This window comes from Halomicrobium urmianum (assembly GCF_020217425.1).
GTDB lineage: Archaea > Halobacteriota > Halobacteria > Halobacteriales > Haloarculaceae > Halomicrobium > Halomicrobium urmianum.
The window spans coordinates 697,445-720,439 of the sequence record NZ_CP084090.1; the positions used below are offsets into that span (position 1 = coordinate 697,445).

A 22,995-nucleotide genomic window follows, 5' to 3' on the forward strand; every position below is an offset into this window, starting at 1 on the left:
TATTTCTTCTGCTTACCGACAGTAACCATACCAGTTCAAGCTAGCGGGCAGGTCACAGCCAAAAGTTGCCTACGAACGTTCCACTAGCTGCCGGAGTATCAGTTCCCCTGCGTCAGGACTGGAACGACGCCGCAGGGACGCCGCGAAGCGTGCCGTCAGAGCCGGATCGACGGTCCGGGGCGTAGCGGTTCGCCATCAGATGTGGGGTCGAACGGCCTGGACTACCCTTCGACGCCGGTGACCTCGTAGCCGGCCTCGCGCAGGTCGTCGAGGATGGCCTCGTGGTCGGCGCTGGCCTCGTAGTAGAAGACGACGTCGAAGGCGCCGTCGCGCAGTAGCTGCTGGCACTCCCAGACGAACTCCTCGTCGTCGATGGTGAGTCCCTGGTGCTGGTTCGAGGAGAACTCGGGGTCGTCGTTGCCCGAATACACGTATGTGTCGGCGGGGTCGTGGCCGGCGTGCTCGGCGATCACGTCGCCGGCCTCGACGCTGGCCTCCATCATCTCGATGTCCTGCTGCCCGGCGAACTCGGTGTGGAGGATGACCCCGTTCAGTTCGATGTCGCCGGGCTCCAGCAGCGCCTTGGTCCGGCGGTACAGCTCGCGGTCGAGGGCGTCGCGCTCGCCGGCGTCGACGTCGTCCTCGTCCGCGGCGTTCCCGGTGCGTCCCTCGGCGTCAGCGTCGGCGTCCATAGTGGTCACTCCCGGGCCGCGCCTAATACGCCTCACGATTCGCGTGGCGGCGGCTATCAGTGCAGCGCTCGAAGAATTGAACGGGATCGTCCCGTAGTTACAGACGCGTCAGGTTCTCGGCGCGCGGACCCTTGTCCGCTTCGACGATGTCGAACTCGACCTCCTGACCTTCCTCCAGGTCGGGGCCGCCGACGTCCTCCATGTGGAAGAACACGTCCTCGTCAGCGTCGTCTGTCTCGATGAAACCGTAGCCGCCGGTGTCGTTGAAGAAGTCGACAGTGCCTTGCGCCATCGTTAGAGACGCTCCAGGTTTTCCGCCCGCGGACCCTTGTCCGCTTGCACGATGTCGAACTCGACCTCCTGACCTTCCTCCAGGTCGGGGCCGCCGACGTCCTCCATGTGGAAGAACACGTCCTCCTCGGAGTCCTCGGTCTCGATGAATCCGTAACCGCCAGTGTCGTTGAAGAAGTCAACCGTACCGGTCGCCATTGCAACTCTTCAGAGGGGACTGCGGTATTAAAACCCTGCGGTTAGGCAGGGGGTACCACCCGCCGCGTCCGCGTTCGGAACACAAAACTCATATCGGCTGCCTGAAATACGAGAAACGATGCTACGGTGGGTTCGGTCACTCGCCCGGGACGCCTACGAGCAGTTGCTACGCCGGGAGTTGTCGGGCGTGCCCGATCACGTGGCCGTCATTCAGGACGGGAACCGTCGGTACGCACGCGAACAGGGAGAGGAGCCGAGCGAGGGCCACCGCGAGGGTGCCCAGACCACGGAAGCGCTCCTGCGATGGTGCGAGGAACTCGGCGTCGAGGAGGTGACGCTGTACACGTTCTCGACGGAGAACTTCGACCGTCCGGAGGACCAGCGCGAGCACCTCTTCGACCTGATCGAGCGCAAGCTCCGGGAGTTCGCCGACGCAGACCGCGTCCACGAGAACGGGGTCCACATCCGCGCCATCGGCGAGACCGACATGCTCCCCGATCGCGTGCGCGACGCCATCGAGTACGCCGAGTCGCGGACGGCGAGCTACGACCGGCTGAACCTGAACGTCGCACTGGCCTACGGCGGCCGGGCCGAGATGCTCGGCGCCGCGCGCGACGTCGCGGAGGAAGTCGCCGGCGGCGACCTCGATCCCGGAGGCGTCGACGTCGAGACCGTCGAGGAGCGGCTCTACGACGGACCGACCCGCGACGTCGATCTCATCGTCCGCACCGGCGGCGACGAGCGAATCTCGAACTTCCTGCCGTGGTACGTCAACGGCAACGAGGCCGCCGCGTACTTCTGTGCGCCCTACTGGCCCGAGTTCCGGAAGATCGACTTCCTCCGGGCGATCCGCACCTACGAGAACCGCACCCAGTCCTGGCGGCGTACCCGCGCGAAGCGCGCGCTCGCACTCGTCCGCGCCGTCGGCGCCGCCGAGGCCCCGAAGGCCCGGCGCGTGCTGGGCCGGTTCGAGGACGCCCTCCCCAGCGGGGAGCGCGAGGCCCTCGAGGAAGAGGTCGACGCCGAACCGGCCGCGGACTGAGCCGGCGCCGTCCGGGCCGTTCGCCCGCTCGTCGACCGACTTCCGAGCGACTCACTCCGTTCGTCTCTCGACGTTCGGACGGTTCCCGTTAGTCACCGTCCGAACCTCCGCTGACGCTCCTGATAATCCCGCAGCGCGCGGAGGTAGTCCCGGTCGCGGAAGTTCTGCCAGTTCACGTCGGTGAAGTACAGTTCGGAGTAGACGGACTGCCAGATCATGAAATCGGAGAGCCGTTCGGCACCGGTCTTGATGACGAGGTCGGGGGCAGTCGGGAAGACGAGTCGGCCCTCGATGGCGTCCTCGTCGACGTCCTCGGGGTCCAGATCGCCGGCGGCCACCTCCTCGGCGATGCCGCGGACGGCGATGGCGAACTCGTGCTTGCCGCCGAGACCGATCGAGATCTGGATCGGCGCGTCGGCGGGTTCGTCGTCCTCGGGGACGCGGACGGCGACGTCTCTGGGTGCCCGGAGGTCCTGGAACTCCGACTCCAGGGTGGGGACGGCGCTCTCGTCGAGGACGCTGACGTAGACCACGACCCGGTCGGCGCCGAAGCGGAAGGCCAGGTCGAGAAAGCGCTCCAGCGTCCCGTACGCGCCGCCGGAGAGCAGGTCGCGTTCGGTGATCACGAGCGCCACCGTCTCGGGGAGGGCGGCGTCGCTCAGTTGCACCCTGCTCGCCAGGTACCGGTCGTAGAGAGCCACGGGAACGGATTGCGTGTCGGTCAGCCTAAATCTCACGGTGGCGCTCCGGAAAGGGTAAGTGCCTCTCCACGGAATCCGGGGCACGTGACATCGACGGTTCGCCGGGCAGCGGCCTTCGCGTTCGTGGGATCGCTGTCATTGGTGGTCCCGGCGCTGTCCGTCGTCCGGTCGCTCCCGGCGGTGGCCCCGGTGTGGACGGCCGCCACGGAGACGGTCGCCGCGACGGCGCCGTTCGTCCTCATCGCCGTCCTCGCGCTGACGGTGATCGACGAGGGGCTACTGTTCGACCTGTTCGAGCGCCCCGGGGACCGCCAGGAGGGGAAGCTCTACGGGCTGGCCGGGTTCGCGCTGGCCGTCGCCGGCCTCGCGCTGCTGTCCGTCCAGTTCGGCCTGCCGGTCTGGGCGTTCGTCGGGAGCGTCTTCGCGCTCTCCTGGGGGAACGTCGGCGAGCGGGCCGTCGACGCGGTGACCGACGAGCGGGTCGTGGCGACCAGCGGGTTCGTCGCGGCCGGGTTCCTGGCGGCGACGCTCGGCAGCGCCGTCGCGGCCACGCTGGTCGGCCGGACGCTGACCGGGGAGTTCGTCGCCCTGCTGGCTTTCCTCGGGGCGAGCGCCGGGCTGCTCGGCGCGCTGCTTCGCTCCGTGCTCTTCGAGCGCGACGACCCGCTCGTGCTGCTGTCGATCGGAATCGTCCTGTGGCTGTTCGCGGACCTGCCCATCGACACGACGGCGACGCGGGTGGCCGTCGCGCTGGGCGTCACGGCGGGGCTCGGCTACGTCTCCTACGCGCTCGACACCGCCTCGCTGCCGGGGATGCTCACCGGGGTCTTCCTCGGCCTGCTGACGATCGTCCTCGGGGACTTCCGGTGGTTCGCCATGCTGATCACCTTCTTCGGCCTGGGCGGACTCTCGACGAAGTTCCACTACGACGAGAAGCTGGACCGGGGCATCGCCGAGGAGAACGAGGGCGCGCGCGGCAGCGGGAACGTGCTGGCCAACTCCCTTGTCGCGCTGGTGGCCGTGCTCGCCGCCGCGGCCAGCCCCAGCCACACCGGCGTCGACCCCGTGCTCCTGCTGTTTGCCTTCTCGGGCTCGGTCTCCGCGGCGATGAGCGACACCTTCTCCAGCGAGTTCGGCGGGCTCTACGACAATCCGCGGCTGATCACGACGCTGGAGCGGGTCGAGCCCGGCACCGACGGCGGCGTCACCTGGCAGGGCGGGGTCGCCGGGGCCGTCGGCGCGGCGCTGATCGCGGGCATCGCCGCCGGCCTGTTCGGTCGGGTGGGCCTCGTCGGCGGTGCGGTGATCATGGCCGCCGGCGTCGCCGGCATGCTCGTCGACAGCCTGTTCGGCGCGACCATCGAGGGCCAGTGGGTCGGCAACCAGGGCGTCAACTTCCTGGCGACGCTGGCGGCCGCCGTCGTCGCGGCCGCGCTGGCCATCGCCGTCGTCCCCCTATGATCCGCGAGGGCCGCCCCGGGGACCTGCCGGCGCTGCGCGCCGTCCAGTCGACGACGCTGGCCGAGCCCTGGCCGGACCTGCTGGAGACGGCCATCGACGGCCCGCCGCTCGTGCTCGTCTGCGACCGGGACGGGCCCGTCGGATACGCGCTGGCCGTCGTGGACGCGCCGGTCACCTACGTCGCCGAAGTGGCCGTCGCGCCCGACCGCCAGGGCGAGGGCGTCGGTACGGAACTCGTGATGGCGCTGTTCGACCGCCTTCGCGAGCGCGGCGTCGAGCGCGTCCGGCTCACCGCCCGTACGGTGGACGAGGGCGTCCACGACTTCTACGAGCGGCTGGGTTTCGAGGTCGTCGACCGGGTCCACGACCACTACGAGAGCGGCGACGGGCTCGTGTTCGAGCGGTCGCTGTAGGCCGTCGTCGTCGAAAAAGCGGCAGCGCGTCACTCCAGCACGTCGTCGGCGGTCAGCACCCGGACGGCCGTCGGCCGCTTGACGAACTTGCCCTCCTCGGCGCCGACGACTCGCTCGACGCCGCGCTGGGCGGCCAGGTCGAGCAGACGCTGGGTAACCGGGCCGTCCACGACCACTGTCGCCGGCACCGATTCGGCGTCTTCCAGGCGGTCGAAGGCGTCGCCGGCCGGCCCGGCCTCGAGCACCGCGGCGTCGGCGTCCAGCAGTCGGACGCCGTCGCCGTCGCCGCCGACCACCTCGCGGACGTGGGCGGCCACCGTCGCCGGCCCCCGGTCGGACGCCGCCGCGTCGCTATCGTCGGCCGCGTCCGCGCCGCTTTCGTCGGCCGCCTCGCTCGCGGTACCTCGCTCGACCGCCTCGCCGTCGCCGATCGTCGCCGTACCGGCCGCTTCGACCGCTCCCGGGGCGTTCGTCCCGCCGGCGGCCTCGACGTCGTCGGCGGCCTCGGTCTCGCCCGCCGCGTCGGCTCTGACGCCGGGCTCCCCGACCTCCGCCTCGGGTCCCGCCCCCGCCGACGGAGCGGCGTCCGTCGGATCGGTCGACTCAGGGACGGTGGTCTGGCCGCCGTCGGTCGGCGTCGCCGCGTCCTCGCCGCCGGCCAGCGCCGCGACCCGGCCCTCCTCGACCGCCTCGAAGGGAACCTTGTCCCGGAGCGCCTCCATGACCTGCCGGCGCGAGAGGTCCTCGACGGACTCGCCGGACGGCGCGAAGGCGACGTAGTCGATGTTGCCGACCTGCGCGAGCTCCTTCAGGACGAGTTCGCCGCCGCGGTCGCCGTCGAGGAAGGCCGTCGTCGTCCGGCCCCGCGTGAGGTCGGCGACGGCCTCGGGGACGTCGGTCCCCTCGACGGCGACGGCGTTCTTGATGCCGTACTGCAGCAACTGGAGGACGTCGGCCCGGCCCTCGACGACCACCACGGCGTCGCTGTCGGGCACTCGCGGCCCCGCCGGGTACCCCTCGTAGTCGGTGACGGTCTCCACGCGGACGCGCTTGCGGACCTCCTCGACGATGTCGCTCGAGCTCATCGCGTCGGCCTCGAACTCGGCGAGCAGTTCGGTCGCCCGCTCGACGACCTCGCGGCGCTTCGCGCTGCGAACGTCCTCGAGTTCGGTGACCGTCACGGACGACCGGCAGGGGCCGACGCGCTCGATGGTCTCCAGCGACGCCGCCAGGATCGCCGTCTCGACGCGGTCCAACCGACTGGCGATGGTGATCTCGCCGAACGACTGCCCGCCCTCGGACTCGACGTCGACCTCCACGCGGCCCACCTGCGACCCCTCCTGTAGCTCCCGGAGGTCCAGGTCGTCGCCGAGCAGGCCCTCCGTCTGCCCGAAGACGGCGCCGACGACGTCGCTGCGCTCGACGACGCCGTTGGCCGTGAAGTCCGCGTGGATGAGGTACTTGGCGGAGTCCTGCATTGTGTCCTCGCTCGCGACGGGTCAGTGGTACTCCGTCACAAGCTAATCAGTCGTGACTTTGGCTGCGCGGCTGAAATACCTGCCGACTGCGAGGCGACGGACGCCGCCGCTGGCTGCGAGGCGATAGCCGTGCCACTCGGCGGTCGCGGGGATCAGGCGTGCTCGTCGAGCACGTCGGCGCCGCGCTGCAGCGACGTCGCAGGGTCGTCGGGCTCGTCGTTCTCGAAGACGGCCCACTCGGCGTCGACGTCGCGGGCCGCCTCGGCCGCGGCGGCGACGTCGAGTTCGCCCTCTCCGATGGCCGGCTCGCCGTCCTCGTCGGGCGCGACGTCCTTGAAATGGACGTGGGTGATCCGGTCGCCGTACCGCCGGATCAGTTCGCCCGGGTCGGCGCCGCCGGCCAGCGCCCAGCCCGCGTCGACCTCGAGAAAGAGGTCGTCGTCGGTCCGGTCGGCGAGCACGTGGTAGGCGACGCCCTCGTCGGTCTCGACGAACTCCTGGTCGTGGTTGTGGTAGTGCAGCCGCAGCCCCTCGTCGGCGAGCTTCTCCGCCAGCCCGTTCAGGCGGTCGGCGGTCTCCTCCACGGCCTCGACCGTCTCGAAGTGCTCGGGGTCGAGCCACGGGACGACCACGTCGTCGTACCCGAGCGTCTCGGCCGTCTCGACGACCCCCTCGAAGTCGTCCTCGATGGCGTCGATGCCGACGTGGGCCGACGAGGCGACGAGGCCGTTCTCGTCCAGGCGGTCGCGGACGTCCGCAGCGGGGGCCTCGTCGACGCGATAGGCGAACTCCACGCCGTCGAAAGTGGTCTCCCCGACCGCGTCGAGAATCTCCAGAATCGAGCCGTCGTAGTTCCGCAGCGTGTATAGCTGGATGGCCGTCTGCATAGCACCGCGTTCGACTGGGGGCGGGAAATAACTGCCCCCGCCTGTCAATCGCCCGTGACGTGCGGCCGGATGCCCGTCGCCGCGCTACGACTCGTCGCTCTCGGAGCCGTCGTCTGACCCGTCGCTCCCCTCGCCGCTCTGGGTCTCCTCGTGGCCCTCCACGTCGGTCTCGTCCTGCCGGTCGCCCCAGCCCTGCTGATCTTCCTCTCGTTCCACGTCGGTCTCGTCTTGCCGATCGGTATGGCCCTGCTGGCCCTCCCGCGCCGGCGTCCACGACTCGGGCGGGCGCTCCTGCCCGCGTGGCTGCCTGTGCCGCCCGGAGGCGTGAGCAGCGCCGCTCGCGCCGCCGGCGTCCCGGGTGCCGACCTGCGAGGGGTGCCGGCGCTGTCCGACGGGCACGTTGCCCCGAGACTGGCCGCCGCGGGACTGGCCGCCCTGTCGCCGGGACTGCGGCTGTCGGGGCTGCTCGCCCTGCTGTTGGCCCTGTCGCTGCTGGCTCTGCTGACGCCGACTCTGTCCACGTTGCCCGTGCTGGCTCTGCTGGCCGCGGTGACGTCCTGACTGCTGGCCCTGCCGCTGCTGCCCGCGCTGGATCGGCTGTCCGTGCTGACCCGGCTGCTGCCCCTGACGGGGCTGGTGACCTCGCCGGCCGCGCTGCTGGCCGCTGCCCTGCTGGTGTTGCTGCTGCTCGGGCTGGTGCGACAGGTTCTGCCGTCCCTGCGCCCCGCCGCCCTGCTGGTGGCGTCCCTGCTGCTGTCCGCGTGGCTGCCGGCCCTGTCGATGGCTCTGCTGGTGGCCTTGCTGCTGCTGGTGACCCTGTGGTCCCTGCTGACGGTGACCGCCGCCCTGCTGGCCGGTGCTGGTCCCCTGGCCCGACGCCCGGCGGTGGTGCTGGTACTCGGCGCTCGGTTCGTATCCCTGTCCGGGCACCTGTGAGGGACGCGGTCCTCCCTGTTCCGTCCCCTGGCCCTGATGACCACTCTGACCCTGCTGGCTACCCTGACGCTGGTGGCCGCCGTGGTGTTGCGGCCCGCCCTGTCCGGGGGACTGCTGGCCGCCCTGGTCTGTCACGTGGCTCTGACGGCGATCACCGCCCTGCCGGGTGCCGCCTCGCTGGTTCCGTCGGTTCTCCTGTCGCTCGTCGTCGCGTCGTCGTCCCATGGTGAAAGTCACGCCCGGTGTCGGGCACGGATGGCCTCTCCCCGTGCGTGATTAGTTACACGCGACGGTTCACCGACCAACGCCGCGTTACCGGCCGTCGAGGGGCGGTAGGACCCGGTTATCGATAGACAGGAGCGACGCCGGTGACGGCGACGGGGACACGAGGGGAAGGTTTTCAACGGTGGCCGACAAGAGGGGTAACGACCGCATAATGGCGTACGACGACGTCCAGTCGCGAGGAAGTCCGGGTGGGTCGCGCGGCCAGGGGGACCACCGGTACGAGTATCACGAACACGAGAGCGCCGCCGAGCTAACGACCACTCTCGTCCACGCCCTCGCGGACGTGATGGGGCGGGACGTCTCCGACGTCGAGTGGCGACTCTCCGACAGCGTCGACCCGGACGCGCTCGACCGGCTCTTCTCGACGGGGGACGGGACCGCCGGCGGCGACTGTCACGTCGCCTTCGCCGTCGAGGGGTACCGCGTCACCGTCTACGGGAACGGCGAAATCGTCATCACGCCGCCGGAGCGTCCGCCGCGCTAGGCCCCGGGCACGCCGGCGGCCTCGAAGCCGGTGATCCCCAGGGCCGAGAGGATGTAGAGGATGACCAGCACCGCGACCCAGGCGATGACCGCGATGAGGATCGCGTCGCCCCAGCCGCCGGGGTACCGGAAGTTGATCACGGCCACGTAGGCCGCCAGCGCCAGGAGCGGCCCGAGCAGCGGGATCCACCCGACGAGGAACGACACGACCGCCCAGATGATCGCGCCGATCAGCGCCGTCACGATCGCGTAGGTGTAGTCGTCCGCGTCGGTGATCACCCGCGCGCCGATGTAGATGCCCACTGCGCCGATCAGCAGGCTCACGACGAACACGATCAGGCTGTCTATTACTGCCATGCCCGAGAAGAGGTGCCCTACGAGGTTTGTTATAGATAGGTTACAGGTCCGCCGCCGGGGACCGGGTCCCGGACGGCGGCGCAGCGGCTGTCGGCGACTGCGTGCCGCTGCGTCGCGTGCTGCTCCCGCTGTCGCCCCCGTCGACCGCACCGACTCGGCGGTCGTCTCGGAGGGGACGGCGGTAGCCCGCGTCAGTTCCGGCGCCGGACGAGCCGTCCGACCACGGCGAGAACGGCGACGCCCGCGGTGGTAGCGAGGAGGCGGCGGCCGATCCTCCGGCCCCCGTCGTCCGTCGTCTGATCGTCCTCGGCGTCGGGGATGTCCACGTCGTCGTCAGTCCCGTCGGCGTTCGGCTGCGTCGCCTCCGGATTCACCTCGATGGCGCCCTCGTTGACGCCGGGCTCGGCGTCGTCGCTCTCGCCGCTCGACCGGCGCCGTCGGACGAGCCCGACGGCCGCCAGCGCGGCCACGGCGATTCCGGCGCGGCGCCGCCAGTTCGTTCCGCCGGACGCCCCAGCGCCGGCGTCGCCTGTTGCGTCAGTGCTGTCGTTCGTGGTGAGTGGATTCAGGTTCATCGCTGAGTACCCCGGGTGCCCCCGGAAGGTTCCATCCGTGTGGACGGGTCTCTACCCCGTAGTAATACGGCTCGATACCGGAGAGTAAACGGCGACTACGGTCGGTCGAGCGTGCTTTGCCGGAACGCACCGGGACCGTGGCCGGCCGCCCCGACACGCGCCGGGCCGGCCCGAACGCCCACGTGGAACCGGGACGAGCGACCGGCATGGGCATCGAAGCGAACGACATCGCGCCCGAACGGTTTCTGGAGGACGTCGAGATGCGCACCGGCGAGGTCGTCGACGTCGAGGACTTCCCCGAGGCACGCAAGGACGTCTACAAACTGTCGGTGGACTTCGGCGACGAGACTCGGCAGTCGGCCGCCGGCCTGACCGACAACTACGACCGCGAGGACCAGCTGGGAAGCCAGGTGATCGCGGTGGTTAACCTCGGGACCGTCTCTATCGCGGGATTCGAGAGCCAGTGCCTGGTCACCGGGGTCGACGACGCCGACGGCGACGTCGTCCACCTCTGTCCGGAGCACGAAGTGCCCAACGGGACCCGAGTGTACTGATCGCCGGCAGACTCGCTTCGCTCGACTGGACGCCGATCGATCGCCTGCGCCCTATCGAAGACTGGATTTCTTCAAAACTATGGCTCGGACACCTCCGACACTACTATACGGTCGAGAGCACGTATTCACTCCACAATATGAGGGACCGAACGGAGACGATCGGCTGGAGCGTCGTCGCGCTGGTGTTGATCGCGCTCGCCGTCCCCTGGTTCATGTGGGGGTCCGACGCCGTCGTCGCCGGGCTCCCCGTGTGGATCTGGTGGCACGTCGGCTGGATGGCGCTCGCCTCGCTCGCCTTCGCCGCGTTCGCCCGGTACGGCTGGGGTGCCGGCGTCGTGCCGCGCGAGGACCGCTCGGCCGCCGCGAACGACGGGGACTCGACCGCACAGGAGGTGACCGCGGATGGCTGACACCGCGCTCCAGCTGGCGATCGTCGGTGGGTACATGCTCGTCGCCGCAGCCGTCGGCGTCGTCGCCTACCGCCTGACCGACCGCACCGCCGAGGACTACTACCTCGCGAGCCGGACGTTCGGCACGGTCGTCCTCCTCTTTACCACGTTCGCGACGCTGCTGTCGGCGTTCACCTTCTTCGGCGGTCCGAATCTGGCCTTCACTGCGGGCCCCGAGTGGATCCTCGTGATGGGGCTGATGGACGGGATCCTCTTCGCCGTCCTGTGGTACGTGCTGGGCTACAAGCAGTGGCTAGTCGGACAGAAGCACGGCTACGTCACGCTGGGCGAGATGCTCGGTCACCGCTTCGGCTCCCGCGGGCTGCGGGCGCTGGTCGCCGGGATCAGCCTCTTCTGGCTGTTCCCCTACGTGATGCTCCAGCAGAAGGGGGCGGGGCAGGCCGTCGTCGGCCTCACGAACGGCGCCGTCCCGTTCTGGGTCGGCGCGGGCGCGATCACCCTGTTCATGATCGTCTACGTCGCCGTCTCGGGGATGCGCGGCGTCGCCTGGACCGACACCCTCCAAGGACTGGTCATGCTCGGCCTGATCTGGGTGGCGGTCGCGTGGGTGCTCTCGGCGGTCGGCGGCCTCGGCGAGGCGACCCGGCAGATGGGCGAGTCGAATCCGGAGTTCCTCGCTCTGGGCGGCGGGCTCTACACGCCGGAGTACGTCCTCTCGACGGCGATCAGCATCGCCTTCGGCGTGGTGATGTTCCCGCAGATCAACCAGCGCTTCTTCGTCGCGCGCTCCCGGACGGTCCTCAAGCGGACGCTGGCGCTGTGGCCCGTCCTCGTCATCCTGCTGTTCGTCCCCGCGTTCATGCTGGGCGCGTGGGCCGCCGGACTCGGCGTCGCCGTCCCGGAGAACGGGAACGTGATCCCCGCGATCCTCAACGAGTACACCGCCGGCTGGTTCACCGCGGCCGTCGTCGCCGCGGCCATGGCCGCGATGATGTCCTCCAGCGACTCGATGCTGCTGTCCGGGGCCTCCTATCTGACACGGGACCTCTACCGACCGCTGGTGTCGAGCGATCCGGACCGCGAGGCGCTCGTCGCCCGCGTCGGCGTGGTCGCGTTCGCGACGCTCTCGTTCGTCGCCAGCCTGTACTCGACGAGGACGCTCGTTCAGATCGGCGACACCGCCTTCGGCGGCTTCGCCCAGCTCGCGCTGCCCGTCGTCGTCGCGCTGTACTGGGACCGGACGACCCGCTGGGGAATGTACGCCGGGATCGTCGTCTCGCAGGGGTTCTACCTCGCCAGCGTCTTCCTGACACAGGTCCCCGGGAGCTACCTCGGCGGCTGGTCGGCCTCCGTGGTCGGGATGGTCATCGGCCTGCTCCTGACCGTCGGCGTCTCGCTGCTCACGTCCGCCGCCGTCGGCGAGGACGCCAGCGTCTACGCGGTCGGTGAACCCGGCGCGGACTATAGTCGAAATTGAAACTATTTACACATCGAGGGGCACCCCGTATGCCCCTCGAATGTGTCATCGCGTTCAATTTCTACTATCGGGACTGTCCCCGTCAGCGACGTCGGCCACCGTCCGCGAGTCCGTCGCGATGCCGTTCTCGTTGATCGCCTCGGCGACAATCTCGTACGTCTGGCCGGTCGTCCCGCCCTGGGTGCCCCCGCCCTCGGGGTACTGGACCGTTCCCGTCGGCGCGGCGTCACTCGCGACCGTCGCGTCGGACCAGTCGTTCTCGGCGTTGTCGAAGGTCACCCGGACCTCGCGGAACCGGTCGACGTTGCTCACTTCGTAGTCGACGGCGAAGCGGGTCTGGTCGGTCCCCGGGTCGGAGTCGTCCGTCACCGCGAGCGACTCGACGGCGAGGTCGTCCGGTCCGCCGAGGTCGTCGTTGTCCGCCGGGTCCGCTCCGTCGGCCACGTCCCGCAGCGTCCGCCGGATCGCGACGTCGCCCGTGGCGTCGTAGACGGTCAGCTCGAACTCGTACTCGTCGCCGGCGGCGCCGCCGTCGGTCCCCGACCCGGGAATCCGGATCACGTCCTCGGAGGCGGACCGGGTGTACGTTCGCTCTGGAAGGTCGTCCCGGTTCGGCCCCAGGTTCCGGACGGCCACCTCGAATCGCTCGCTCCCGTCCGACGCGACGTTCTCGAACCCGTCCAGACGGTACGCGAGCGAGAACAGGGCGTTCCCGTTGCGGGTCCTGTCGTCGAGTGACCGTCTGAGAGAGCGAACGTCGACGCACCTCGTTGCCCTCACGTCGACCGACCGGCCGTCAGTGGCCCGTACCTCGAACGCGAGCGCGTTCTTGCCCCCGGGTGCGTCAGCGGCCACGTCGACGGAGACGGCCACTGACGCGCCCGGAGCGATCGTCGATTCGGCCGGGGACACCGATCCCCTCGACGGGTCGGCCAGTGACACCGACGCGGTCAGTTCCACGCCGGCGTTGTTCTCGACCGTCACGAGGCGCTGGGACTCGCCCGCGTCCACTGCCGATGCCACGTCCAGCCCGACGAGCGCCGCCTCGTCGCTGGCCGTCCCGACGCGCAGCGATCGATCCGCCCGCACCTGCGTGAACGCCCCGGACCCGGCGGCGAGCAGCCCGCCGACCCCGGTCAGGAGTCCGCCGGCGAGGAACGACCGGCGGGAGACGCCGCTCTCAGGGCTCCGCGACCGCGAGCGCCGCCGGCGCTTCCCACCCATACCCGGCTCGTTCGGACGTTCGGCGATAACCGGACAAAAAGCTATTCACAGTATCGGTAACCGAGATCCCGGGGACAGGAGAGTTCGTAAACCGTTCTCCCGGCCGAGGCGAACAGGCGTGGGTGTCCGACCGAAGCCTACGCCTCGTTGGGCTCGTCGTCGGAATCGGCCGGCGGGTCGCCCCGCTCGAAGGCCATCTGCATGAGCTTCTCCTCCGCCGCGCGGAGGTGCTGGGTGAACGTCGGCGTGGCGATGTCGAGGTCCTCGGCGAGCTCCTCCTGGGTGACCTCTCGGGGCCACTCGTAGTACCCCCGCCGGGTGGCCATCTCCAGTACTTCCTGCTGGCGGTCGGTGAGCCCCTCCTCGATGGCGCGGTCGAACTGCCGGTGGCTAAAGAGCGGCGTGAAGTAGGACCTGTCCCGCTTCGCGACGAGGTCGGCGTCGGGGTAGCTGTCGAGAAAGCCCGCCGTGACCTCGGTGTCGTCGTACGGCGGCGGCACCTCCGCCACGATTCGACAGACGCCGCCGGCGGCGTCGACGGACCGCGGGAGCGCGCCGCCCTCCGCCAGCCGCATGACCGGACAGGCTTCCGTGACGGTCAGCTCCAGCAACCCCGCGTCCTCGGCGCGGCTGAGGAACTGCGCCTCGCTGGCCTCCCGAGACGCGGCGTGTTCCAGCAGGGCGTCCGGTTCGAGGTCCGTGACGCTGTAGTACTCGGCGTACCCTTCCTCCCGCGGAATGACCTCCTCCAGTTCGAATACTCCCCCAAGCTCCGTAGTGGCTGCCACGCAGGGCACCGACGGATCCGTGACCGCGAACTCCAGTTCCGTCACGGTGTCCGGGACGGGGACCGGGTCGTCTGTTCGCATTCCTCTCCAGAGACATGCCTGCCGATTGCCTTACCCGGTGTGCCTATAGCTTTAGGTTGGACGACCGGTGAAGGGAAGTCAGATCGCGGGCACGGGCAGCGACGATACGGCCTCGCGGCGCTCACCGGCCGCCACAGCTATCGGGCAGTCTGTCCCTTTTTATATAGCCGCGCCGGTGTACCAGGTATGCAGACCCACATCGTGCCGGTCGGCTTCGACTACGACCGACTGATAGCGCCGCTCGTGCGCGAGCAGCTGGACGTCGACCGGGTGATCCTGCTGGAGGGAGCGGTCGGCAGCGAGGCCAACGTGGAGTACTCCCAGAACCTCGCGGAGAAGCTCGAGACCGACTACCGGAACCTGCTGGGCGCCGAGACCGAGCGCGTCGTCGTCGAGGACGTCTACGACTACGACACGGCCTTCGAGCAGGCCTTCGAGCTGATCAACACCGAACTGGACCGCGCCGACGACGCCGAGGTGTGGGTCAACATCTCGGCGATGCCCCGCACCGTCTCCTTCGCCTACGCGACGGCCGCCCACTCGATCATGGTCGAGCGCGAGGAGGACCGCCAGCGAATCCACACCTACTACACGGTCCCCGAGAAGTACCTGGAGACCGAACTCGCCGAGGAACTCCGCAAGGGGCTCGACCTGCTGGCGGACCTGAAGGACGAGGTCGACGGCGACCTCGACGAGCGCGTCGAGGAGCGCCTGGACACCGCCGAGGACCTCCTCTCGGAGTTCGACGAGCGCGGCACGACCATCGGAGCCAAGGAGATCGACGGCAGCCACGTGGTCGAGCTCCCCGTCGCCTCCTTCTCCAACGTCAAGCCCTTCGAGGAGGTCATCCTGTTCACGCTGGGCGAGCACGGCGAGTTCGAGTCCGTCTCGGAACTCGCCCAGGAACTGGCCCGCGAACTCGGCGAGGAGTACACCGACTCCTTCCGATCGAAGGTCATCTACAACGTCGACCGCCTCGGCCCCGGCGGCAAGGGTTACATCGAGCAGGAGGAACACGGGAAATCGTATCGGACTCGGCTGTCCCGCATCGGCGAGCTGTGGGTGCGCGCCCACGGCGACGGCGAGCGGCCCGAAGTCTAGCTACGAGGTCCCTCCGGAGGCAGCGCCTCGGCGGTAGTACGCTCGTGATCACCGAAAGCCAGAACCGCTGGACAACCGATTCTGTCGAAGCTCTTCTGTTCCACCGTCGGGCCGAAGCGATCGGTCAGTAGACGTGCGTATCGGTCGCTTTCAGAAGACGCGGCCGCACAATAATAGTGTGTGTATCCGACAATAATATACAAGACTAGAAAGTACCGAAACACATGATGTCCCTCCAAATGCTCGGGATCAACCCACTCGGTAGTTTACTGCTGGCACTCGTAGTCTCGTTCGTAATCATCCTATTCGGGACATACTTAGGGGTCCTCGGGGCGCTGCAGACGTTCTTCGGTGAGTCCTCATGGCAGGACGTCTCGACTGTCGAAGAGGAGTGAGGCTTTCGCCCGCCAACCAACGGCCCCATGACGACCATCAGTCATCCCCCGAGAACGGGCGGGAGGTGTAGCTTCTGTACTGACCGAAGCAACTAATCGCATCGAGGATATTCTCCCTGTCCGATTCGGAGTGGAACAGCCGCTCAGTAGGTGTGTGGACTGAGCGTAGCATCCGCGCGAACGCAGTGAGCGCGGTTCACTGAACGCGAGCGAAGCGAGCGTTCAGCCTTTTTCGCCCACGTTTTTCGAGGAGTGGTGGCCGAGCGGAGCGAGGCCACCCGACGATGAAAAAGGTGGCTGTACTGACCACCACGAGACGGGCAGATTCCGCCTGCCGTAGCTCTCAATACAACGCTAGCTGGCGACGCGAACCCGAAACAGTAAACCACCGCGAGCGTCCACGGAGGCATATGAGACGGCGCGCTCTCCGGCCCGACCGCACCGCGTCCGCCCGGGAGCGTGACGTATCCGTACGTGTAGGGGCGTCCTAGCCCCACACACAACCATTCCTCCGACGCACCGCCCGGCCGACCAGCGACGAGGTTAGCACCTGACGCAGTACGCGACACCGAGACCAGCACACGACACATGAGCCAGAAACAGGACGAGCGACTCCCGGCATCGTACGACCCCAGCGAGGTCGAACCGAAGTGGCAGGACCAGTGGGTCGAGGACGACACCTACGCCTACCCCGACGAGCGCGTCGACCCCGACACCGTCTTCAGCATCGACACGCCGCCGCCGACGGTCTCCGGCGACCTCCACATGGGTCACCTCTACCAGTTCACGCTGCAGGACTTCGTGGCCCGCTTCCGGCGGATGTACGAGGACGCCGTCTTCTTCCCGTTCGGCTACGACGACAACGGCATCGCCAGCGAGCGCCTGACCGAGCGCGAACTGGGCATCCGCCACCAGGACTTCGAGCGCCGCGAGTTCCAGCAGAAGTGCCGCGAGGTCTGCCAGGACTACGAGGACGCCTTCACCGACGACGTCCAGTCGCTGGCCATCTCCATCGACTGGGCGAATACGTACAAGACCATCGCGCCGAACGTCCAGCGGGCCTCCCAGCTGTCCTTCATCGACCTCTACGAGAAGGGCCGCGAGTACCGCCAGCGCGCGCCGACCATCTGGTGTCCGGACTGCGAGACGGCCATCTCGCAGGTCGAGCAGGAGGACCTGGACAAGCACACCAAGTTCAACGACATCGAGTTCCCGCTGGTCGAGGCCGGCGCGGAGGACAGCGACCGTGACGGGTTCACCATCTCGACGACGCGGCCGGAGCTGCTGCCGGCCTGCGTCGCCGTCTTCGTCCACCCCGACGACGAGGACAACCAGGATCTGGTCGGCGGCACCGCGGAGGTCCCGCTGTTCGGCCAGGAGGTCCCGATCATCGAGGACGAGCGGGTCGACATGGAGACCGGCAGCGGCGTCGTCATGTCCTGTACCTTCGGCGACCAGACCGACATCGAGTGGTACCAGGCTCACGACCTGCCGCTGCGCATCGCCATCGACGAGTCGGGCACGATGACCGACCTCGCCGGCGACTACGAGGGCATGACCACCGAGGACGCCCGCGAGGCCATCATCGAGGACCTCGACGACGCGGGCTCCCTCGTCGAGAGCCGCGACCACGACCACACCGTCCAGGTCCACGAGCGCTGCGAGACGGAGGTCGAGTACCTCGTCACCGAGCAGTGGTATGTCGAGCTGCTGGACAAAAAGGACGAGTACCTCGACGCGGGCCGGGAGATGGACTGGTTCCCGGAGAAGATGTACACCCGCTACCAGCACTGGATCGAGGGGCTGGAGTGGGACTGGTGCATCTCCCGCCAGCGCGACTCCGGCATCCCGTTCCCGGTCTGGTACTGCGGCGACTGCGGCGAGACGATCCTCGCCGACAAGGAAGACCTGCCGGTCGAGCCCATCGCGGACGACCCGCCGGTCGACAGCTGTCCGGAGTGCGGGGGCACCGACTTCGAGCCCGAGGAGGACGTCTTCGACACGTGGGCGACCTCGTCGCTGACCCCCCTCGTCAACGCCGGCTGGGACTGGGACGCGGACAGCGAGGAGTTCACCATGGAACGGCCGGAGCTCTACCAGTTCGACCTGCGCCCGCAGGGCCACGACATCATCTCGTTCTGGCTGTTCCACACCGTCGTCAAGTGCTACGAGCACACCGGCGAGGTGCCCTTCGACAGCGTCATGGTCAACGGCATGGTCCTCGACGAGAACCGCGAGGCCATGTCCAAGTCCAAGGGCAACGTCGTCCGCCCGGAGGAAGTGCTGGAGGAGTTCCCCGTCGACGCCGCCCGCTTCTGGGCCGCCGGCACCTCCATCGGCGACGACTTCCCCTACAAGGAGGGCGACCTGGAGGCCGGCGAGCGCCTGCTCCAGAAGCTCTGGAACGCCTCCCGTCTCGTGGATCAGCTCGCCCCGAGCGAGGTCGACGAGCCCGACGAGTTCGCGGAGGTCGACCGCTGGCTGCTGGCGGAGCTGGACGACCTGATCGAGAGCACGACCGAGCGGTTCCTCGACTACGAGTTCTCGAAGGCCCGCGACGAGCTGCGGTCGTTCTTCTGGAACACGTTCTGCGACGACTACCTGGAGGTCGCCAAGCAGCGCCTCGACGACGAGGACGCGCCCTCCACCCAGTACGCGCTGACCACTGCCCACCGGACGTTCCTGAAGCTGTTCGCGCCCTTCCTGCCCCACGTCACGGAGGAGCTGTGGCAGCTCCGGTACGACGGCGGCTCGATCCACACGAGCGACTGGCCCGAGGCCCGCGGCTTCGAGGCCGACCTCGCCGCCGGCGAGACGGCGATGGACGTCATCTCCGCGCTGCGCGGCTACAAGTCCGACAACGGGCTGGCGCTCAACGCCGAGCTCGACGAGGTCGACGTCTACGGGACCATCGACGGCTTCGAGGCGGCCATCGCGCAGGTCATGCACGTCGGGGACCTGACCGCCCACGACGAGACGCTGGAGATCACGACCGAGGTCGTCGACGTCGACCTCGACTACTCGCTGGTCGGCCCCGAGTACGGCAGCCAGGTCGGCGACATCGAGGGCGCCATCGCCTCGGGCGACTACGAGATCGACGGCGATCGGCTCCGCGCGGCCGGCGTCGAACTCGACAACGAGATGTTCGAGGTCGTCGAGGAGCGCACCTTCGAGGGCGAGGGCGAGATGATCGAGATCGAGGACGCGGTCGTCGTCGTCCGGTAGACGCGGCCGTCACCGCCGCCACGCGCGTCGTCTGATTCGCCGCTGGCCGCTCGCCCGCCGCTGGGCGAACCTATCATTGTTGGCGAACGAACTATCCGCCGGAGTCGCGTCTACGGGGACATGAGCGAAATCGAGAAGGGGCCGACGAAGGACTTCGAACTGCCGGCGACCATCGGGCTGCTGACGCTGGCGGCGGCCGCCCTCTCGGCCGCCAACTACTTCGTGGTCGGCGAGTGGGCGCCCGGCTACGGCGGGCTCGTCACGGGCGTCTTCGCGCTCGTGGGCTTCGCAATGCTCGTCGTGGCACTGCTGCAGTGACTCACGCTCACGGTCCGCGCCGCGCCTTCTCGACCCGCGTCGCGAGCGCGAGGAACGTGGCGGCGATCGTCAGCAGCACCGCCCAGGCGGCCGCGAGGTCGTGGGCGAGGACGGCGTGGTCGAAGGCGACGCCGGCCGCGTCCGCCGCCAGCGGCTCCGCGCGCAGCCAGGTGTGGTGTGGCCCCTCCAGCACTGGCACGAAGTAGTCGACGACGTCGTTGAACGCGTACCAGGCGACGGCCACGGCCACGGCAGGGACGGTGAACCGGGCGTAGCGATGGATCAGGAACGCCTCCAGCACCATCGCCAAGTGGCTGAGCACCAGGAACCAGTAGAGCCACGACGCGATGCCGCCAGGTCCGTTGAGCACCAGCTGGACGAACGGCGTCCACAGGCCGAGCTTGATGCAGCCGAAGAAGGCCAGCGCGTGCAGGGACTCCGCCTGCCAGTCCAGCCGCCAGGCGACCAGCGAGAGCCCGATGAACATAGTGGCGACCGGCGAATCCGGAACCAGCGGCCACGCGGCCAGCGGCGCCGCGCCGAGTTGCCCCTCGATCAGCGGCGGCGCGGCGTCCAGCGGCCGACCGGCGTAGTACCAGAAGCCGAACAGGGTGCCGACGAGGTTGACGAGGGCGATCGGCCAGGCGAGCCTGAGCCCCAGGTCTTCCAGCCACTCCGGTAGCGGCGCGACGTACCGCGGGAGCCCCTCGGGGTCGGGCAGGGGCCCGTCGAAGTACCGCGCGACGGCGCGTTCCACCCGGCGACCGACGTGTCCCATGTCTCTGGGCTGCGACCCGCGGGAGATAACGCTTCTGGAGCGAACGTCGCTGGAGCATCGCTCCGGCGAGAGCCCTGAATCGCTTCGCTCGTCTACCGAGCCCGGTCTCACGTCGTTCGACTGGACGGCGGTCTGTGCGGCCCCGGGAACACCCGTGTTGGCGGCGAAATCTGCCCGCACGTAAGGGACGTACGTTAAGTGAGTCGGTACCTAAGCGCCGACAATGACCGAGGAAAGTCTGGAAGACCTCAAGCGGGGCACTGAACTGGTCAAGCGCGGCTTCGCGAAGATGCAGAAGGGCGGGGTGATCATGGACGTCGTGAACCGCGAGCAGGCGCGCATCGCGGAGGACGTTGGCGCGGTCGCCGTCATGTCTCTGGAGGCCGTCCCGGCGGACATCCGCAAGCGCGGCGGGGTGGCCCGGATGGCCGACCCCGGCGACGTCGAGGAGATCATCGACGAGGTGTCCATCCCGGTGATGGGCAAGGCCCGCATCGGCCACACCAAGGAGGCCCAGATCCTCGAGGCCACCGGCGTGGACATGGTCGACGAGTCCGAGGTGCTGACGCCCGCCGACGACCGCTACCACATCGACAAGCGCGACTTCACCGCGCCGTTCGTCTGCGGCGCGCGCAACCTCGGCGAGGCGCTGCGCCGCATCGACGAGGGCGCGGCGATGATCCGCACCAAGGGCGAGGCCGGCACCGGCGACGTCAACCAGGCCGTCCACCACCAGCGGTCGATTAAGGGCGCCATCCGCAAGCTGGAGGGCATGTCCCACGAGGAGCGCGAGAAGTGGGCCCGCGAGAACGAGGCGCCGGCCGACCTCGTCCACGAGACCGCCGAGATGGGCCGCCTGCCCGTCGTCAACTTCGCGGCCGGCGGCATCGCCACGCCCGCCGACGCCGCCCTCATGATGCACCACGGCTGCGACGGCATCTTCGTCGGCTCCGGCATCTTCGGCGCGGAGGACCCCGAGGCCATGGGCGAGGCCATCGTCGAGGCCGTCAACCACTGGGACGACCCCGAGGCGCTCGCCGAGATCTCCACGAACATCGGCAAGGGCATGAAGGGCGACGCCAACGCCGACCTGCCCGAGGAAGAGCAGCTGCAGGGCCGCGGCGTCTAAGCCGGCGACGGGATCGACTCACAGAGGGACGCGGTGAGACACCGGTTCGGCGGGGGATTTCGCGGGGAACGTTTTTGCGACAGCGGGGGATAGTGACAGGCATGGCCGAACGGGAGAGTCATCGCGTCGCCCACGAACTCATGGACGAACCGCACATCGCCGAGCGACGCGTCAGCGTCCGGCAGGTGTACGCACTCGTCGAGGAGCGCGAGGCCGCGTTCGATGCGTTCCGGGGGTCGATCGAACGCCCTGACGGCGTCGAACCGGACACGGCGTAGATGTCGGAGTGGCGCGACCGCGACCCCGCGGCGGTCGTCGACGACGTCGACCGACCGGTTCTCCTGTTCGACGGGGTCTGCAACCTCTGCAACGGCCTCGTGCGCTTCGTCGTCCGGTTCGACGCCGAAGGTCGCTTCCTGTTCGCGCCGCTGCAGTCCGACGTGGGGCGGGAACTCCTCCGTCGCCACGGCCGTCCCACCGACGACTTCGACACGATGCTGCTCGTCGAGGACGGCGAGTACTACGAGAAGTCCACGGCGGCGCTGCGAATCGCCCGTCGCCTCGACGGCCCGCTTCCGCTGCTGTACCCGCTGGTCTACCTGCCCGCGGGGCTCCGTGACCGCGTCTACGACCTCGTCGCCGAGAACCGCTATCGGGTCTTCGGCAAGACGGATGAGTGTCCCGTGCCGGAGCCAGAGATCCGGGAGCGGTTCGCGAACCGGACGCTGGAGTGACGAGGCCTCACCCGGCCGCCAGCACGTCGTCGATCCGTTCCTCGAGGTCGTCGATCTCGTCGCGCAGTTCGTCGGCCTCGTCCTCGTCCAGTTCGGCTAGGCGGTTACGCAGCCCCTGGAGGTGCGAGCGCTTGGCCTCCCCCTCGACGCCGGTCTTCTGGACGTAGTATCGGCCGTCCACGTCGTAGACGTCGTCCTCCTCGAGGTCCGTGGTGGCGATGACCACGTCGAGCTTCTCCTCGTCGACGCCCAGCACCCACTCGCGCGGGACGCCGGCGTCGTCGAGCGCGTCCAGCACCTCGTCCTCGTCCCGAAGCTGGCGGTACTCGCGGCGGGCCCGCGCGACGGTGCCGTAGGTGCCGTGCAGGTCGCCGCCGGGGCCGACGTGGTCGAGCAGGTCGTCGCCCACGTCGCGCCGCAGGTCGTCTGCGCCCCACTGGAGGTCCGACAGCAGGACGTAGAGGTCGACCAGCTCCTCGGCCGAGAGGGCCTCGCGGTCGGTGACGTCGGTGCGCTCTAGAACGTCGGCCACGAGGAGCGCGTCGTCGTGGACCTCCTCGGGCGGGCGTCGGACCGCCCACTGCGAGCGGAGGAACGGGCTGGTGGTCGGTTCGGCGTCCGCCTCGACCCGGCGGAGGCGTTCGGTCTCGTCGACGACGTACTGCGGTGCGAGACTCAAGACGGTCGCGTAGGGACCCACCCCGGGCGGCAGGTCGTCGAGGGCCAGCGGTTCGTCGCCGACGCGCTCGGCCAGCGACGCGAACTGGTCGCGGTCGAGGCGTCGCTCGCCGCCCTCGCGGAACCGGACGACGACGTGGTCGGGCGCGGTCCGCTCGACGGCGAAGACGCGCTCGTCGCCGGGCGTCACGAGGACGTCGTCGGGGTCCAGACCGTCGCACCGGTCGCGGAGCGACTGCCAGGCGGAGTCGGTCGACATGTCAGTCAGTTCGAGCGTCGCGGTGAAAAGCGTCGCGCCGGCGCT

27 protein-coding genes are annotated in these 22,995 nt (G+C 69.0%); 14 read left to right on the top strand and 13 right to left on the bottom strand.

Translation table 11 applies throughout. From position 1 onward, the window contains the following. Window positions 1-221 precede the first annotated feature (221 nt). The 3 genes from LCY71_RS03510 to LCY71_RS03520 all read right to left on the bottom strand — a co-directional run bounded on the left by LCY71_RS03510 (window position 222) and on the right by LCY71_RS03520 (window position 1,181). Window positions 222-692: a DUF5778 family protein gene (locus LCY71_RS03510; protein WP_225334983.1), complete on the bottom strand. Its 471-nt coding sequence runs from the start codon at window positions 690-692 to the stop codon at window positions 222-224. A gap of 97 nt (window positions 693-789) precedes the next feature. Continuing rightward, on the bottom strand, window positions 790-984 hold the full coding sequence (locus LCY71_RS03515; RefSeq protein WP_225334984.1) for a cold-shock protein: 195 nt from the start codon (window positions 982-984) through the stop codon (window positions 790-792). 2 nt (window positions 985-986) lie between these two features. Further along, the gene (locus LCY71_RS03520) at window positions 987-1,181 is read right to left on the bottom strand and encodes a cold-shock protein (RefSeq protein WP_225334985.1); all 195 of its coding nucleotides are present in this window, start codon (window positions 1,179-1,181) and stop codon (window positions 987-989) included. Between the two features lie 118 nt (window positions 1,182-1,299). Between LCY71_RS03520 and uppS the strand changes: the two genes are divergently transcribed. Beyond that, complete coding sequence (uppS, locus tag LCY71_RS03525; RefSeq protein WP_225334986.1) at window positions 1,300-2,223, top strand: polyprenyl diphosphate synthase; 924 nt, start codon at window positions 1,300-1,302, stop codon at window positions 2,221-2,223. Window positions 2,224-2,315: 92 nt separating this feature from the next. On the opposite strand, the gene LCY71_RS03530 is transcribed toward uppS, so the two are convergent. After that, window positions 2,316-2,924: an undecaprenyl diphosphate synthase family protein gene (locus LCY71_RS03530; RefSeq protein ID WP_225334987.1), complete on the bottom strand. Its 609-nt coding sequence runs from the start codon at window positions 2,922-2,924 to the stop codon at window positions 2,316-2,318. 84 nt (window positions 2,925-3,008) lie between these two features. Here LCY71_RS03530 and LCY71_RS03535 point away from each other — a divergent pair, with 84 nt between their 5' ends. Together LCY71_RS03535 and LCY71_RS03540 are read left to right on the top strand one after the other, a co-directional pair. After that, window positions 3,009-4,385 (top strand): DUF92 domain-containing protein, encoded by a 1,377-nt coding sequence (locus LCY71_RS03535; protein ID WP_225334988.1) that lies wholly within the window; start codon window positions 3,009-3,011, stop codon window positions 4,383-4,385. Beyond that, window positions 4,382-4,798 (top strand): GNAT family N-acetyltransferase, encoded by a 417-nt coding sequence (locus LCY71_RS03540; protein WP_225334989.1) that lies wholly within the window; start codon window positions 4,382-4,384, stop codon window positions 4,796-4,798. The genes LCY71_RS03535 and LCY71_RS03540 overlap by 4 nt, the downstream gene beginning before the upstream one ends. 29 nt (window positions 4,799-4,827) lie before the next feature. Here LCY71_RS03540 and dnaG read toward each other — a convergent pair whose 3' ends face one another. The 3 genes from dnaG to LCY71_RS03555 form a co-directional block, all read right to left on the bottom strand. Then, on the bottom strand, window positions 4,828-6,276 hold the full coding sequence (dnaG, locus tag LCY71_RS03545; RefSeq protein ID WP_225334990.1) for a DNA primase DnaG: 1,449 nt from the start codon (window positions 6,274-6,276) through the stop codon (window positions 4,828-4,830). Window positions 6,277-6,428: 152 nt separating this feature from the next. After that, the gene (locus LCY71_RS03550; RefSeq protein ID WP_225334991.1) at window positions 6,429-7,163 is read right to left on the bottom strand and encodes a sugar phosphate isomerase/epimerase family protein; all 735 of its coding nucleotides are present in this window, start codon (window positions 7,161-7,163) and stop codon (window positions 6,429-6,431) included. Between the two features lie 84 nt (window positions 7,164-7,247). Then, complete coding sequence (locus LCY71_RS03555) at window positions 7,248-8,324, bottom strand: hypothetical protein (protein WP_225334992.1); 1,077 nt, start codon at window positions 8,322-8,324, stop codon at window positions 7,248-7,250. 211 nt (window positions 8,325-8,535) lie between these two features. Between LCY71_RS03555 and LCY71_RS03560 the strand changes: the two genes are divergently transcribed. After that, entirely contained in the window at window positions 8,536-8,868 is a 333-nt protein-coding gene (locus tag LCY71_RS03560; protein ID WP_225334993.1) for a HalOD1 output domain-containing protein, read from the top strand. Here LCY71_RS03560 and LCY71_RS03565 read toward each other — a convergent pair. Both LCY71_RS03565 and LCY71_RS03570 read right to left on the bottom strand, forming a co-directional pair. Next, complete coding sequence (locus LCY71_RS03565; RefSeq protein ID WP_225334994.1) at window positions 8,865-9,224, bottom strand: hypothetical protein; 360 nt, start codon at window positions 9,222-9,224, stop codon at window positions 8,865-8,867. The genes LCY71_RS03560 and LCY71_RS03565 overlap by 4 nt on opposite strands. A 191-nt stretch (window positions 9,225-9,415) precedes the next feature. Further along, window positions 9,416-9,799: a hypothetical protein gene (locus LCY71_RS03570; RefSeq protein WP_225334995.1), complete on the bottom strand. Its 384-nt coding sequence runs from the start codon at window positions 9,797-9,799 to the stop codon at window positions 9,416-9,418. 206 nt (window positions 9,800-10,005) lie between these two features. Here LCY71_RS03570 and LCY71_RS03575 point away from each other — a divergent pair, with 206 nt between their 5' ends. The 3 genes from LCY71_RS03575 (at window position 10,006) to LCY71_RS03585 (ending at window position 12,240) form a co-directional block, all read left to right on the top strand. After that, window positions 10,006-10,353, top strand: a complete 348-nt coding sequence (locus LCY71_RS03575; RefSeq protein ID WP_308444697.1) for a tRNA-binding protein — start codon at window positions 10,006-10,008, stop codon at window positions 10,351-10,353. A gap of 137 nt (window positions 10,354-10,490) precedes the next feature. Beyond that, entirely contained in the window at window positions 10,491-10,763 is a 273-nt protein-coding gene (locus LCY71_RS03580) for a DUF3311 domain-containing protein (RefSeq protein ID WP_225334997.1), read from the top strand. Next, on the top strand, window positions 10,756-12,240 hold the full coding sequence (locus LCY71_RS03585; protein ID WP_225334998.1) for a sodium:solute symporter family protein: 1,485 nt from the start codon (window positions 10,756-10,758) through the stop codon (window positions 12,238-12,240). Before LCY71_RS03580 ends, LCY71_RS03585 begins: the two co-directional genes overlap by 8 nt. 54 nt (window positions 12,241-12,294) lie before the next feature. Here the strand turns inward: LCY71_RS03585 and LCY71_RS03590 are convergent, their stop codons facing one another. Together LCY71_RS03590 and LCY71_RS03595 are read right to left on the bottom strand one after the other, a co-directional pair. Next, the gene (locus LCY71_RS03590; protein ID WP_225334999.1) at window positions 12,295-13,464 is read right to left on the bottom strand and encodes a hypothetical protein; all 1,170 of its coding nucleotides are present in this window, start codon (window positions 13,462-13,464) and stop codon (window positions 12,295-12,297) included. 137 nt (window positions 13,465-13,601) lie between these two features. Further along, window positions 13,602-14,333 carry a helix-turn-helix domain-containing protein gene (locus tag LCY71_RS03595; RefSeq protein ID WP_225335000.1) on the bottom strand — a complete coding sequence of 244 codons (732 nt, stop codon included), beginning with the start codon at window positions 14,331-14,333 and terminating at the stop codon, window positions 13,602-13,604. A gap of 186 nt (window positions 14,334-14,519) precedes the next feature. On the opposite strand from LCY71_RS03595, the gene LCY71_RS03600 reads away from it, so the two are divergent. The 4 genes from LCY71_RS03600 to LCY71_RS03615 all read left to right on the top strand — a co-directional run bounded on the left by LCY71_RS03600 (window position 14,520) and on the right by LCY71_RS03615 (window position 19,372). Beyond that, entirely contained in the window at window positions 14,520-15,434 is a 915-nt protein-coding gene (locus LCY71_RS03600) for an HFX_2341 family transcriptional regulator (protein WP_225335001.1), read from the top strand. Window positions 15,435-15,658: 224 nt separating this feature from the next. Beyond that, entirely contained in the window at window positions 15,659-15,829 is a 171-nt protein-coding gene (locus LCY71_RS03605) for a hypothetical protein (RefSeq protein WP_225335002.1), read from the top strand. A 588-nt stretch (window positions 15,830-16,417) separates the two neighbouring features. Next, window positions 16,418-19,054, top strand: a complete 2,637-nt coding sequence (locus LCY71_RS03610; protein WP_225335003.1) for a valine--tRNA ligase — start codon at window positions 16,418-16,420, stop codon at window positions 19,052-19,054. Window positions 19,055-19,174: 120 nt separating this feature from the next. After that, window positions 19,175-19,372 (top strand): hypothetical protein, encoded by a 198-nt coding sequence (locus LCY71_RS03615; protein ID WP_225335004.1) that lies wholly within the window; start codon window positions 19,175-19,177, stop codon window positions 19,370-19,372. Window positions 19,373-19,379: 7 nt separating this feature from the next. Here LCY71_RS03615 and LCY71_RS03620 read toward each other — a convergent pair whose 3' ends face one another. Beyond that, the gene (locus LCY71_RS03620) at window positions 19,380-20,150 is read right to left on the bottom strand and encodes a DUF1405 domain-containing protein (RefSeq protein ID WP_225335005.1); all 771 of its coding nucleotides are present in this window, start codon (window positions 20,148-20,150) and stop codon (window positions 19,380-19,382) included. A gap of 223 nt (window positions 20,151-20,373) precedes the next feature. Here LCY71_RS03620 and pdxS point away from each other — a divergent pair, with 223 nt between their 5' ends. From pdxS to LCY71_RS03635, 3 genes are all read left to right on the top strand, one after another. Then, window positions 20,374-21,279, top strand: coding sequence for a pyridoxal 5'-phosphate synthase lyase subunit PdxS (gene pdxS / locus LCY71_RS03625; RefSeq protein WP_225335006.1), 906 nt, complete (start codon window positions 20,374-20,376; stop codon window positions 21,277-21,279). 101 nt (window positions 21,280-21,380) lie between these two features. Next, a complete protein-coding gene (locus tag LCY71_RS03630) occupies window positions 21,381-21,557 on the top strand; it encodes a hypothetical protein (RefSeq protein WP_225335007.1) in 177 nt (58 codons plus the stop codon). Beyond that, a complete protein-coding gene (locus LCY71_RS03635) occupies window positions 21,558-22,013 on the top strand; it encodes a thiol-disulfide oxidoreductase DCC family protein (RefSeq protein ID WP_225335008.1) in 456 nt (151 codons plus the stop codon). Window positions 22,014-22,020: 7 nt separating this feature from the next. On the opposite strand, the gene LCY71_RS03640 is transcribed toward LCY71_RS03635, so the two are convergent. Then, entirely contained in the window at window positions 22,021-22,950 is a 930-nt protein-coding gene (locus tag LCY71_RS03640) for a DUF7983 family protein (RefSeq protein WP_225335009.1), read from the bottom strand. Window positions 22,951-22,995 lie beyond the last annotated feature (45 nt).